We start from the raw sequence: 12152 nt of genomic DNA, 5'->3' as shown, positions 1-12152 counted from the left end.
GGCGGGCCCTTCTGTGAGGGGGCGGACGAACCGCCACCGTAGAAGGGCCCGGTGGCCTCGGGGTGTACCTCACGTGACCACTCGGCTCACGTGGGCGACGAGCCGGTCCAGCTCCTCTCGGGGGCCTCCGGAGGCGGCCACCACCGCCACCAGCTGGTCCAGCAGCCAGTCGGCCAGCTCGTCCCGTGTCATGTCGTGCGCGCGCAGCCAGAGCATGACGGCGGTCTCCACCATCGACACCCAACAGCGCAGGCCGAGGAGCAGCCGGGGCGAGGGCGCGTCGATCCCCGCCCGATCCAGGATGAGCTCGCGCACCCCTCGACGGACCCGGTCGATCTCCGCCTCCGTCTCCTCGGTCGCCACCGTGGAGCCGCCGTTCAGCAGGGCGGTGTAGGAGGGGGCGTAGGCGGCGGCGAAGTCGATGAAGGAACGCAGAGCCGTTCGGACCTGCTCCAGCGGGGGCGCCCCCTCCGGAGGTCGCAACTCCTCCAGCAGCTCCGTCATCGCCCGCTCCAGTGCCGCCCGCCGCAGCTCCGCCATGTTGGGGAAGTAGCGGTAGACCAGCGCTCGGGAGACGTCGGCCTCCTCGGCGATCTCCTCCGGGGTGACCTCGGCCGGAGGGCGCCGCGCGAACACGAGCAGCGCCGTCCGGATCAGATCGTCGCGACGTTGATGTGGCGCCATGCGGCGTGGCCGCCGTCCGGACCCCGGTCTGCCGACCGGGGCCGCCGAACCCGTCACCCGCGCCTGGTGACGGTCGGTTCCTGGGGACACCACCGTCGGTCGCCACCTCCCGAGAAAGCCGATTCGATGGTCCGAAACTACCCTCCTCGCCGCCTCACGGGTCCAGGACGATCCGCTCGCCCTCCCCGGCCCGGGAGACGCACGGGGTGAACCCGCCGTTCCGTGGAGCGCCTCCGGTCGGCCGATCCCGATGGTCGGGGTCCCCCTCGATGAGCCCCACCCGGCAGGTTCCGCAGAACCCCTGTCGACAGGAGTAGGGGGTGTCCGGGCGGACCCGGAGCAGCACGTCCAGGGCGGTCTCGTGCGCCTCGACCGGCAGCACCGGGCCGGAACGTCCCAGCCGGATCTCGAAGGGGCGGCCGTCCAGGACCGGGGGCGGAGAGAAACGCTCGGAGTAGAGCGGTGTCCCCGTGGGGACCAGGGCCCCCACGGCGGCGATGAGCGGGGCCGGGCCGCAGACGTACACCGGGGTTCCCGGTTCGTGCCCTCGCGTCAGGTCTGCGGCCTTCGGAGGCCCGTACTCGTCGTCGGGACGTACGAACACGTCGGGGCCCGAGGGCAGTTCGTCCAGGAAGGGCATGCCGTTTCGGGACCGGCCCGTGTAGACCAGGCGGTAGGGGAGTCCCGCGGCGTGGGCCGCCACGACCATCGGCAGGATCGGGGTGATACCGATGCCGCCGGCCACGAAGAGGTACCGTTCGGCCCTGGCGAAGGGGAAGGCGTTGCGCGGGCCGCGCAGACCGATGACGTCGCCTTCGCGCAGTCCGTGCGCCAGCCCCGAGCCGAGGCCGCCTTCGATACGACGCACCGCGATCCGGTAGCGGGACCGGTCGGAGGGGTCGCCGTTGAGCGAGTACTGACGCACCACTCCGCCGTCCAGCACCACGTCCACGTGGTGTCCGGGCTGCCAGGCGGGCAGCGTGGTCCTCGGGGCGACGGGGGCCAGGGTGAGGACGACGACGTCCGAGGCGGGGCGTTCCGTCCTCACCACCCGTACGGGCAGGTCGCCGGTCGGCTTCGGCGGAGGACGCCCGGGACCGAGCCGGGCGGTGAGAGGTTCGAGCCGCGCGGCCAGACGAGCCAGACCCAGCATGAAGCGGTCGGGCCGCCCCGACCGGAACAGGTCGGTCGGTGGTCGCGGGTCCGCGTGGTGCCCGACACGTCGTTCTCGGTCGTCGCTCATCGGGCCGCTTCCCGTTCCGCGGCCTCGGCGGCCCTGGCGGCCGGCGAGACCGCCAGGTAGGCGACGGCCTGCGCGGTGGAGCCGTGGTGCGAGGGATGGTACCGGCGTCGCAGATACTCGGGTATCGCCCGGGCCAGGCGTCCCAGATGCGGAATGAGCCCCCGACGGCCGTCGCGCAGCGCCCACGACGCCTTGGGCCGCACCCCGTCGATCCGTCCCCGGAGATAGGGGTCGTTGACGATGAGGAAGCGCACACCGCGCACCCACAGGGAGGCCAGGGCGAAGGCGGCCACCCCCATGGCCAGGGCGCGACGGATGTAGCCGCCGTCCACGTGCATGTACAGGTCGTAGGCGACCGAGCGGTGCTCGACCTCCTCGGCCCCGTGCCAGCGCAGCAGGTCCAGCATGGTGGGGTCGGTGCCGACCTCGTCGAGTCTCTTCGCGTCCAGTACCCACTGGCCCAGCACGGCGGTGTAGTGCTCGATCCCCGCGATGACCGCCAACCGGGTGCGCAGCCAGGCGAACTCCCGCGCTCCGGACAGGTCGCGGTCGCCGAGCACCACCCGGAACAGCCAGGCGATCTGTTCCACGTAGGGGCGGGGATCCAGACCGTGGGCGTCCATGTGGTCGAGGACACCGGCGTGGGCCTCGGCGTGCACGGCCTCCTGGCCGATGAAGCCGAGCACCTGTTCGCGCAGTTCGTGATCGGTGATGTGGGGGACCGCCTGTTTGAAGACCTCCACGAACCACCGCTCCCCCTCGGGGAGCAACAGGTGCAGCACGTTGATGACGTGGGTGGCGAAGGGTTCGTCGGGGATCCAGTGCAGGTCCAGCGCGCTCCAGTCGAAGTGGACGTCGCGGGCGCGCAGGACGAGCCGGTCGGGTTCGTCGGTCGTGGCGGGGGCGGGGTCGGTGTTCATGGAGGTCCTTCGAGTGGTGCCGGAGAGAGGCGGGGGAGGAGAGCTAGATCGGGGGAGCCACGCGGGCGTAGCCGCGCAGGGCGGCGGGGGACAGACGAGACAGGGCCAATCCGACGTGGGCCTCGGCGGTGACCGGAACGAGCTCCGGGTCGGAGTCGAGGGCCCCGGCGATACGCGCGGCGGCCCTCTCCGGCGTGTAACCGCGCAGGCGGTACAACCGGTTGAGCCGTTCCTTGGCGCGTCCGGTCTCGCCCATGCCGGAGAGGCGCGCGTTGGAGATGATCCCGGTGTCGATCAGGCCGGGGCAGACCGCGGTGACGGTGATCCCGCGCCCCGCCAGCTCTCCGCGCAGGGAACGGCTGAGCGCCAGGACGGCCGCCTTGGTGGCCGAATAGGCGCCGTACAGGCGCGAGGGCAGGTAGGAGGCGGCGGAGGCCGTGTTGACGATGCGTCCGCCGCCTCCGGCCTCGATCATCATCGGAGCGAAGGCCCGACAGCCGTTGATCACGCCCCACAGGTTGACGTCGACCACGCGTTCGATGTCCTCGGTGGTGGCCTCCAGGAACGGCCCGGCCACACCGATGCCGGCGTTGTTGACCACCAGGTCGGGCGCCCCGTACTCGTCGCCGACCCAGGCCGCGAGCCCGCGCACGGCGTCGGCGTCGGTGACGTCCACACGACGGGCCGAGGCGCCCGGTGTGATCATCGCGCACAGTTCGGCGGTGCGTTCGGCCGAAGGACGGTCGATGTCGACCGCCACGATCCGCGCTCCGCGTTCGGCCAGTTCGAAGGAGAGGCAGCGGCCGATACCGCTGCCGGCGCCGGTGATCACGGCCACCTGTCCGGCGAACGCCCCACCATGCCGTCGGGTCCGTCGAAGGGCGGGGTCGGTTTTCGGGCGGGAGGTCCCGGACTCGATCTCCTCCACGAAGGCGCGCACCCTTCGGGCCACGGGCGCGGGGTTCGAACGCAGCGACCAGTGTCCGCCCTGGAAACGGTGGAAACGGAAGTCCTCCACCCAGCGACCGGCGTTGGACTGCACCTGCTCGACCATGAACGCGTCGTGGGTGGGGGCCAGCGCCTGCACGGGCACGGTGGTGCGGCGTTCCACGGGGCGGGCGAAGCGGCGCGGCATGTTGACCCGGTACAGGGCCAGTCCGTTGAGGTGGTCGCGGGTGGAGCGTCGGGCGGGCACGCGAGGTCCGCCGCCGACGCGTTCCAGACCGGCCAGGGCCAGCCCGCCGATCCCGCTGAGCCAGGCGGCCTCGGGCAGCCCCGGGAGGGAGAAGAAACCGATGTAGCCGGAGCGGACCATCTGGCGCAGGACGTTGCGGACGCCGTCGGGGGCCTTGCGGAGCCAGTGCCCGGCGTGGTCGAGGTCGGGCCCCGAGATCGAGGTGAAGGAGGCGAACCGGTGGGCGTGCTCCGGTTCGGTGACGGCGTGCCAGGTCTGGATGGAGCCCCAGTCGTGGGCGACCAGGTGGACGGGGCGGTCGGGGCTGACGGCGTCGACCACGGCGCGCAGGTCGTCGGCGAGCCGGTCCACCAGATAGCCGGACCGGTCGTCGGGGGCGGTGGAACGGCCCGCGCCGCGGACGTCGTAGGCGACGACGTGGAAGTCGGGGAGCAGCGCGTCGATCAGCGCGTCCCAGACGGTGGAGTTGTCCGGATAGCCGTGGACCAGCACCAGAGTGGGGCGATCGGGGGAACCGTGGGTGTGGACGGCCAGATGTTGGCCGTCGCTCGTGGAGACGTAGCGGTGGGGGCGGGTGCTCATGCGGTCGTGTTCTCCTCGCTCGCGTCCGCGATGGTCGGGTGCGCGTGGTCGGGCAGGACGGTGAGGGGTCAGGCGGGCAGGGGGACGGCCGCGGGGGTCCGGTGACGTACGTGCGGCAGGTCGTCGTCGAGCCAGAAGGCGTCGTCCTCGGTGACGACGAGGATCTCCTCGAACTTGGCGCCCATGTCGCGGAAGCCGATGTGCGGTTCGACCGCCCACAGACCGGGGGTGGCCGGGTGGGCCGAGATGTCGCCGTCGGCCCACAGCGGTGAGCGGTGGTGGAGACGTTCGACGAGCAGGTCGCCGAACAGGGTCTGGAGGGAGCGGACGCCGAACCCGGCGACGATCGCCCGGGGCAGGCGTGAGCGCACCCGGCCGACCTGGTGGGCGATGACCCGTCCCGGGTAGACCCGGTGCCGGTTGTCGTAGCCCTGCGCGCGGATGAGGTCGTCCACGGCCCGGTACACGTCCTGGAGGGTGTCGCCCGCGCGGACCCGCTCCACGATCAGGTCCCGGTGCGCGCCCAGGTCGTCCACGAGGCGGTCGTGCAGGGGGCTTCGGCCGAGTACGCCGGAGTAGCCGATGTCGGCGACGTATCCGTTCCGGACGGGGGCGCAGTCGAGGATGAAGGGCATGCCCTTCTCCAGCCTCCGCCGGGTCGGGAAGAACTGGAGCGGTACGCGGAGGTTCCGGAAGGCGGTCCGGTCGCCGAACCAGGCGAAGGGGGTGTGGAACCAGTCCCGGACACCGTGGGACTCCAGGTGCTCACGGATCCGTCGGGCGGCCTCCCGCTCGGTGACCCCGGGTTCGAGGCTCGCGGCCACGTCTTCGGCCGCGCGGTAGGCGAGTCGTTGAAGCTCACGGAAGGCGTCGAGTTCGTCCGGAGTCGTTGTGTCTCCGGTCACGTTCTTGTGAGACATTCCGTCATGTTAGACAGACTGTCAATAACTGTCCATGGGCGGGGAGGCTCTTCCGTGGGCGCGACACACGTCGAGGGCGGCACCCGATCGGGTGCCGCCCTCGACGTCAGGGGTGGGGTGGGGCGGGGGTCAGTGCCCTCCCTCGTAGGTGTGCAGGGACTCGCTGATCTTCTCGGCGGCCGAGATCACCGCCTGGGAGTGGACGCGTCCGGGGGAGCGGGTCAGTCGCTCTATCGGGCCGGAGACCGAGACGGCGGCGATCACCCGTCCGCCGGGGCCGGCCACGGGGGCGGAGACCGAGGCCACGCCCTGTTCGCGCTCGGCCACGCTCTGGGCCCAGCGGCGGCGGCGGACCTGGGCCAGCCCCGCGGCGGTGAAGCGGGCGCCCACCAGTGAACGGCGGATGCGGTCGGAGTCCTCCCAGGCGAGGAGGACCTGGGCCGCCGAGCCCGCGTTCATGGGGAGTTCGCTGCCGACGGGCACCGTGTCGCGCAGACCGCTGCTGCGTTCGGAGGCGGCCACGCACACGCGCAGGTCGCCCTGGCGACGGTAGAGCTGGGCGCTCTCGCCGGTCAGGTCGCGCAACTGGACCAGGACCGGGGCGGCCACGGCCAGGAGGCGGTCCTCGCCGGTGGCGATCGACAGCTCACCCAGACGAGGGCCGAGAACGAAGCGTCCCTGGCTGTCCCTGGTCACCATGCGGTGGCGTTCCAGGGCGACGGCGAGACGGTGGGCGGTGGGGCGGGCCAGACCGGTGATCTGGACCAACTGGGCCAGCGAGGCCGGTCCCGACTCCAGGGCGTCGAGGACGGACATCGTCTTGTCCAGGACACCGACACCGCTGGATGAGCTAGAGTTGTCCATGGCTTGATATTGCCGTCTCGAAATATGGAATGCAAGTCGGCCCGTACATCCGCGCGATGGTCCCGGGCCCGCACGAGGCCAGAACCGAGACGGGCCCGAGACCCTACAGACACGAGAGAGGCGATCGCCCATGGCACGCACGATGGCCGAGAAGGTGTGGGAGGAGCACGTCGTCCGACGTGCCGAAGGCGAGCCGGACCTGCTCTACATCGACCTCCACCTCGTCCACGAGGTGACCAGCCCCCAGGCCTTCGAGGGGCTGCGACTGGCCGGTCGTTCCGTGCGTCGCCCGGACCTGACCATCGCCACCGAGGACCACAACGTCCCCACGATGGACCTCCTCGCCCCGATCGCGGACCCGGTCTCCCGCAAGCAGGTCGAGACGCTGCGCAAGAACTGCTCCGACTTCGGCGTGCACCTGTACCCCATGGGCGACATCGAGCAGGGCGTCGTTCACGTGGTCGGCCCCCAGTTGGGTCTGACCCAGCCCGGCATGACCGTCGTCTGCGGTGACAGCCACACCAGCACCCACGGCGCGTTCGGCGCGCTGGCCTTCGGTATCGGCACCAGCCAGGTCGAGCACGTCCTGGCCACCCAGACCCTGCCGATGCAGCCCTTCAAGACCATGGCCGTCACGGTCAACGGTCGCCTGAAGCCCGGTGTCTCCGCCAAGGACATCATCCTCGCCGTGATCGCGAAGATCGGCACCGGCGGCGGCCAGGGCTACGTCATCGAGTACCGGGGCGAGGCCATCGAGGCCCTGTCCATGGAGGCCCGCATGACGGTGTGCAACATGTCCATCGAGGCGGGCGCCCGCGCCGGGATGATCGCCCCGGACCAGACCACCTTCGACTACGTCCAGGGCCGCCCGCACGCGCCCCAGGGCGCCGACTTCGACGCCGCCGTGGAGCACTGGAAGAGCCTGCGGACCGACGAGGGCGCCGAGTTCGACGCCGAGGTCGTGCTGGACGCCGACGAGCTCAGCCCGTTCGTCACCTGGGGCACCAACCCGGGCCAGGGTGTTCCGCTGGACGCCTCGGTCCCCGACCCCGCCTCCTACGAGGACCCCTCGGCGCGCGCCGCCGCCGAGAAGGCCTTGGCCTACATGGACCTGAAGGCCGGAACGCCGATGCGCGAGGTCGAGGTGGACACGGTCTTCCTGGGCTCCTGCACCAACGGCCGGATCGAGGACCTGCGGGCCGCCGCCGAGATCATCCGCGGCCGCAAGGTCGCCGACGGTGTGCGCATGCTGGTGGTCCCCGGCTCCATGCGGGTCAAGGAACAGGCCAACGAGGAGGGTCTGGGTCGGGTGTTCGAGGAGGCCGGCGCCGAGTGGCGCGAGGCGGGCTGCTCCATGTGCCTGGGCATGAACCCCGACCAGCTCAAGCCGGGCGAGCGCAGCGCCTCCACCTCCAACCGCAACTTCGAGGGCCGTCAGGGCCGGGGCGGGCGTACCCACCTGGTCTCGCCGCAGGTCGCCGCCGCCACCGCGGTACGCGGCACGCTGTCCTCCCCGTCCGACCTGGCCGCCCTGTAGCGTCCCCGACCTCGTCAGGAGAGTCCTCTCATGGAGAAGTTCGACGTCCACACCGGTCGGGCCGTGCCGCTGCGCGCGAGCAACGTCGACACCGACCAGATCATCCCCGCCGTCTACCTCAAGCGCGTGAGCCGCACCGGCTTCGAGGACGGCCTGTTCGCCGAGTGGCGTAAGTCCGACCCGGACTTCGTGCTCAACCGCCCCGAGTACGAGGGCGCGTCCGTACTGGTGGCCGGGCCCGACTTCGGCACCGGTTCCTCGCGCGAGCACGCCGTGTGGGCGCTACAGGACTACGGTTTCAAGGCCGTGCTGTCGTCCCGCTTCGCCGACATCTTCCGCGGTAACTCCCTCAAGGGCGGACTGCTGACCGTCCTGTTGGAGCAGGAGGTCATCGACCGGATCTGGGCGGCCGTGGAGGCCGACCCGACGATCGAGGTGACCGTGGACCTGGTGGAGCGCGAGGTGCGCGTTCCGGCGGCGGACGTGAAGGAGTCGTTCGATTTGGACGACTACACCCGATGGCGGCTTCTGGAAGGTCTGGACGACATCGCGCTGACGCTCCGTCACACGGACGACATCTCCGCTTTCGAGACCACCCGAGAGAGCTGGAAGCCGGTCACGATCCTCTCGTGAGGGTGGCCGTAAGGCCCTTCGGGAACGGGATCGGGGGTGGATGTGACGCAGCACACCTCCGGTCCCGAATAATTTTACCTTTACTTGACGTGAGCATTCGCTTACCGTCTTTGTGTCCTTAAGGCGGACAGCTCGGGCGCCCGGAATCCGGTTATACGTAGGCTTTTGAGGCTCGCACAAGGGGGCAAAAAGGACTCGCCCCGCGGGCTCGTCCCCTCTGTCCCATCCGTTGCGGAGCGTGACATCGCAGGTCGGGAGGGACTCGACACGCCTTCCCTACGGGCGTTTGTATTTGTGTAAGGGCCGCTGCTTCCCCTAATTTCGTGCGAGCAAGGGGGAACCGGAGGAACCTTATGAACAAGCGTGACCTGATCGACGCGATCTCCGACCGTCTCGGAGACAAGAAGACCGCGACCGAAGCGGTCAACGCTGTGCTTGAGACCATTCAGGCCACCGTGGCGTCGGGCGACAAGGTCGCCATCACGGGCTTCGGCGTTTTCGAGAAGTCCGAGCGCGCGGCTCGCACCGCTCGCAACCCCGCCACCGGCGCCACCATCAACGTCCCCGCGAGCTTCGTTCCGAAGTTCCGCGCCGGCGCTGACTTCAAGGCCCTGGTCAACGGCGACAAGAAGTAGTCCTCTCACCCATGTGAGCGGACAGCACTCCGCCCGGGCCCCTCTGGGGTCCGGGCGGAGTGCTGTCCGGGGGGCATCGGGGGAGGGCGTCCAAGAGGCGCTCAGAGCGACGCAGCGGGACGTGAGGGCTCGGAAGGCTCAATGAGCCTCTTCCGCCTCATGGGGCGCCATGCGTGCCCAGAGCGGGCGTGTACGGGGCCCCAGGCCGAGCGCGGCGGCTTCGGTCAGATCCTCGGGGGTGTCCACGTCCCGGCGCACGGACTCCACCCCGACCGGTGACAGTTCGCGGGCGCCGCCCTCACGGTGCCGGCTCCGGGACTCGCCCTCGAAGGACGGAGCGAGCCGATGACCGGGGGTCGCCGCCAACAGGGTGGTCCCCACACCGGGGGAGTCCGCCAGGAAGGATCGCCCGTGCTCGGAGGCGGCCGCCAGGACCAGCCCCAACTCGTCGGGACGCAGCGCCGGCAGGTCGGCGGACATCGCGCACACCCCCGTTCGCGGGTCCCGTGCGCGCGCCGCGGCCTCCCCGTGCTCCAGGGCCGGGTTCATGCCGCCACCGGGCTCTCCGGACACCACCACGGCCCCCAGCGACGACAGCTCCGCGTCGGCCAGGGGATCGTCGGTCACCACGAACAACGTGTCCACGGTCGGACACGACAGCGCGGCGGAGACCGTGTCACAGGCGATCGCGAGAGCCAGCCCCTCGCGCATCGTCCCCGCCGCCCGGGCCAGCCGGCTCTTGGCCAGGCCGAGGTGCTTGACTGGGACGATCAGGGACCAGCGCACCCCGAGACACGAAGCCCCGCTCCGCTCTCCAAAGCCGGTCACGGTTCCCCCGGGACGTTGATGGGCGACGACAGTGATGAGGGTAGGTGCTCGGGATCCGGCGCGGCGCGGGCGCCCTGGGTGTGTCGAATCGAGCGTCCGAGCGGTACACCTCGGCATGGTGCGACACGTCCTAGACTGAATCGGTTGTGCTTCCGGGGCGGCGAACCCCCAGGAAGCGAGAAGTGAGGAGTCCCGTGGCCAAGCAACGAGAATCGCGATGGGTCAAGTGGGTCGTGTCCCGCATCGTGCGATTCGTCCTGTGGTTCGTGACCAAGCCCGAATGGAAGGGCACGGAGAACGTTCCGGAGCGGGGCGGGGTGATCATCGCCGCCAACCACCTGTCGGTGACCGACCCCCTGACGGTCGCCCACTTCCTCTACATCGGGGCCCGGCGCTGGCCGACCTTCACCATGAAGGACGGGGTCATGAAGATCCCCGTGGTCCGCTCGGTGGCCAGGAGCACCGGCCAGATCCCGATCAAGCGCGGCAGCGCGGACGCGGTCAAGGCGCTGGGAGCGGCCGAGAAGGCGCTCACCGAGGACGGCTCGTCGGTGATCTTCTACCCCGAGGGCACCTGCACCCGCGACCCCGACCTGTGGCCCATGACCGCCAAGAACGGTGTGGCCCGCCTGGCCCTGACCACCGGGGTCCCGGTCGTCCCGGTCGCGCACTGGGGCGAGCAGGAGATCCTCCCCTACGGTGAGAAGAGGCCCCGGCTGTTCCCGCGCAAGCGCGTGCAGTTCAAGGCGGGGCCGCCCGTGGACCTGTCGCCCTACCTGGACCGGCCCATCACGGCCACCCTGTTGGACGACGCGACCCGGGCGATCATGGCCGACATCACCGCCCTCCAGGCCGAGATCCGCGGCGAGGAGCCGCCCGCCGAACCCTTCGACTTCAAGAAGGCCCGTCAGAAGGAGGCGGAGGCCCGACGCGCCTCGGCCGAGACGGAGACGGACGAGCGACCCGAGGTCGGGGCGACCGAACCGGTCGAGGGCGATAACGGGAAGAACAACGCGGGGGCATGACCGAACAGATGAGCGACCACAAGGGTGACGACGGCGCCGACCTTCGGGTCACGGTCCTGGGCAGCGGCTCCTGGGGAACGACCTTCGCCAACATCGTCGCGGACGCGGCGGACCTGGCCCGGGGGTCCGGTGAGGGACCCGTGGCCGAGGTGGTCCTGTGGGGGCGCCGCTCCTCGGTCGTCGAGGCGATCGACACGACCTCGGAGAACCCGGACTACCTTCCGGGGATCGGGCTCAACCCGCGACTGCGGGCCACCACCGACGCGGCCGAGGCCCTCGCCGGCAGCCGGGTCGTGGTGCTGGCGGTGCCCTCCCAGTCACTGCGGGCCAACCTCGCCGACTGGAAGCGGCACATCCCCGAGGACGCGGTGGTCGTCAGTCTCATGAAGGGCGTCGAACTCGGCACCCTCATGCGGATGAGTCAGGTGGTCGGCGAGGTCCTCGACTTCCCCGAAGAGCGCATCGCCGTGGTCTCCGGCCCCAACCTGGCCCGGGAGATCGCCGAACGCCAGCCGGCCACCGCCGTGGTGGCCTGCCCCCACGAACCCACGGCACGGCTCCTCCAGTCGCTCTTCAAGTCCTCCTACTTCCGCCCCTACACCAGCACCGACCTGGTCGGGGTGGAGATCGGCGGCGCGATGAAGAACGTCATCGGTCTGGCCGTGGGCGTGGCCGAGGGCATGGGCTTCGGAGACAACACCAAGGCCTCGCTCATCACCCGGGGCCTGGCCGAGACCACCCGCCTGGCGGTGACCCTGGGAGCCGACGAGCACACCCTGTCCGGACTGGCGGGGATGGGTGATCTGGTCGCGACATGCTCCTCTCCGCTGTCGCGGAACCGGACCTTCGGTGAGAAACTGGGCGCCGGTAAGACCCTCGAACAGGTCGTCGCGGAGACCAGACAGACGGCAGAGGGGGTCAAGTCCTCCGAGTCGATCCTCGAACTCGGTTGGACCCACGGTGTCGACATGCCGATCACCGAGTCCGTCGTCAAGATGATGCACCACGACCTGAGCCCCGCCGAGGCGCTCGCGGCGTTCATGTCGCGCAGCACCAAGCCGGAGCGCTACGGGGTCTGAGAGCGAG

General features: G+C 70.5%; 12 protein-coding genes. 5 read left to right on the top strand and 7 right to left on the bottom strand.

The genetic code is table 11. The features are described 5' to 3' along the window. Positions 1-69: 69 nt before the first annotated feature. From TR33_RS09855 to TR33_RS09830, 6 genes are all read right to left on the bottom strand, one after another. The gene (locus tag TR33_RS09855; RefSeq protein WP_042282801.1) at positions 70-684 is read right to left on the bottom strand and encodes a TetR/AcrR family transcriptional regulator; all 615 of its coding nucleotides are present in this window, start codon (positions 682-684) and stop codon (positions 70-72) included. A gap of 154 nt (positions 685-838) precedes the next feature. Beyond that, on the bottom strand, positions 839-1927 hold the full coding sequence (locus TR33_RS09850) for a PDR/VanB family oxidoreductase (RefSeq protein WP_042282798.1): 1089 nt from the start codon (positions 1925-1927) through the stop codon (positions 839-841). Further along, the gene (locus TR33_RS09845; protein WP_042282797.1) at positions 1924-2847 is read right to left on the bottom strand and encodes a metal-dependent hydrolase; all 924 of its coding nucleotides are present in this window, start codon (positions 2845-2847) and stop codon (positions 1924-1926) included. Before TR33_RS09845 ends, TR33_RS09850 begins: the two co-directional genes overlap by 4 nt. 43 nt (positions 2848-2890) lie before the next feature. Beyond that, positions 2891-4624: an SDR family oxidoreductase gene (locus TR33_RS09840; protein WP_042282795.1), complete on the bottom strand. Its 1734-nt coding sequence runs from the start codon at positions 4622-4624 to the stop codon at positions 2891-2893. A 68-nt stretch (positions 4625-4692) separates the two neighbouring features. Continuing rightward, the gene (locus TR33_RS09835; protein WP_042282793.1) at positions 4693-5544 is read right to left on the bottom strand and encodes a M24 family metallopeptidase; all 852 of its coding nucleotides are present in this window, start codon (positions 5542-5544) and stop codon (positions 4693-4695) included. Positions 5545-5673: 129 nt separating this feature from the next. Next, positions 5674-6360: an IclR family transcriptional regulator gene (locus TR33_RS09830; protein ID WP_014909127.1), complete on the bottom strand. Its 687-nt coding sequence runs from the start codon at positions 6358-6360 to the stop codon at positions 5674-5676. Positions 6361-6538: 178 nt separating this feature from the next. On the opposite strand from TR33_RS09830, the gene leuC reads away from it, so the two are divergent. From leuC to TR33_RS09815, 3 genes are all read left to right on the top strand, one after another. Beyond that, positions 6539-7945 (top strand): 3-isopropylmalate dehydratase large subunit, encoded by a 1407-nt coding sequence (leuC, locus tag TR33_RS09825; protein ID WP_014909429.1) that lies wholly within the window; start codon positions 6539-6541, stop codon positions 7943-7945. A gap of 30 nt (positions 7946-7975) precedes the next feature. Continuing rightward, entirely contained in the window at positions 7976-8578 is a 603-nt protein-coding gene (gene leuD, locus TR33_RS09820; protein ID WP_017535477.1) for a 3-isopropylmalate dehydratase small subunit, read from the top strand. Positions 8579-8931: 353 nt separating this feature from the next. Next, positions 8932-9213, top strand: a complete 282-nt coding sequence (locus TR33_RS09815) for an HU family DNA-binding protein (protein ID WP_014910144.1) — start codon at positions 8932-8934, stop codon at positions 9211-9213. A 138-nt stretch (positions 9214-9351) separates the two neighbouring features. Here TR33_RS09815 and cofC read toward each other — a convergent pair whose 3' ends face one another. Next, a complete protein-coding gene (gene cofC / locus TR33_RS09810; RefSeq protein WP_014911355.1) occupies positions 9352-9999 on the bottom strand; it encodes a 2-phospho-L-lactate guanylyltransferase in 648 nt (215 codons plus the stop codon). A gap of 236 nt (positions 10000-10235) precedes the next feature. On the opposite strand from cofC, the gene TR33_RS09805 reads away from it, so the two are divergent. Both TR33_RS09805 and TR33_RS09800 read left to right on the top strand, forming a co-directional pair. Then, entirely contained in the window at positions 10236-11066 is an 831-nt protein-coding gene (locus TR33_RS09805) for a lysophospholipid acyltransferase family protein (RefSeq protein ID WP_017535479.1), read from the top strand. Further along, positions 11063-12145 carry an NAD(P)H-dependent glycerol-3-phosphate dehydrogenase gene (locus tag TR33_RS09800; protein ID WP_017535480.1) on the top strand — a complete coding sequence of 361 codons (1083 nt, stop codon included), beginning with the start codon at positions 11063-11065 and terminating at the stop codon, positions 12143-12145. The genes TR33_RS09805 and TR33_RS09800 overlap by 4 nt, the downstream gene beginning before the upstream one ends. Positions 12146-12152 lie beyond the last annotated feature (7 nt).

Origin of the sequence: Nocardiopsis alba (assembly GCF_000710955.1) — a bacterium.
Lineage (GTDB): Bacteria > Actinomycetota > Actinomycetes > Streptosporangiales > Streptosporangiaceae > Nocardiopsis > Nocardiopsis alba.
Note: the sequence above shows the minus strand (reverse complement) of the source record. Positions and strands in the feature narration are given on the sequence as shown.

Excerpts from the sequence above, each read along its gene's own strand:
- TR33_RS09855 (WP_042282801.1), bottom strand. The coding sequence starts at position 684 with ATGGCGCCACATCAACGTCGCGACGATCTGATCCGGACGGCGCTGCTC.
- TR33_RS09850 (WP_042282798.1), bottom strand. The coding sequence starts at position 1,927 with ATGAGCGACGACCGAGAACGACGTGTCGGGCACCACGCGGACCCGCGA.
- TR33_RS09845 (WP_042282797.1), bottom strand. The coding sequence starts at position 2,847 with ATGAACACCGACCCCGCCCCCGCCACGACCGACGAACCCGACCGGCTC.
- TR33_RS09840 (WP_042282795.1), bottom strand. The coding sequence starts at position 4,624 with ATGAGCACCCGCCCCCACCGCTACGTCTCCACGAGCGACGGCCAACAT.
- TR33_RS09835 (WP_042282793.1), bottom strand. The coding sequence starts at position 5,544 with ATGTCTCACAAGAACGTGACCGGAGACACAACGACTCCGGACGAACTC.
- TR33_RS09830 (WP_014909127.1), bottom strand. The coding sequence starts at position 6,360 with ATGTCCGTCCTCGACGCCCTGGAGTCGGGACCGGCCTCGCTGGCCCAG.
- leuC (WP_014909429.1), top strand. The coding sequence starts at position 6,539 with ATGGCACGCACGATGGCCGAGAAGGTGTGGGAGGAGCACGTCGTCCGA.
- leuD (WP_017535477.1), top strand. The coding sequence starts at position 7,976 with ATGGAGAAGTTCGACGTCCACACCGGTCGGGCCGTGCCGCTGCGCGCG.
- TR33_RS09815 (WP_014910144.1), top strand. The coding sequence starts at position 8,932 with ATGAACAAGCGTGACCTGATCGACGCGATCTCCGACCGTCTCGGAGAC.
- TR33_RS09800 (WP_017535480.1), top strand. The coding sequence starts at position 11,063 with ATGACCGAACAGATGAGCGACCACAAGGGTGACGACGGCGCCGACCTT.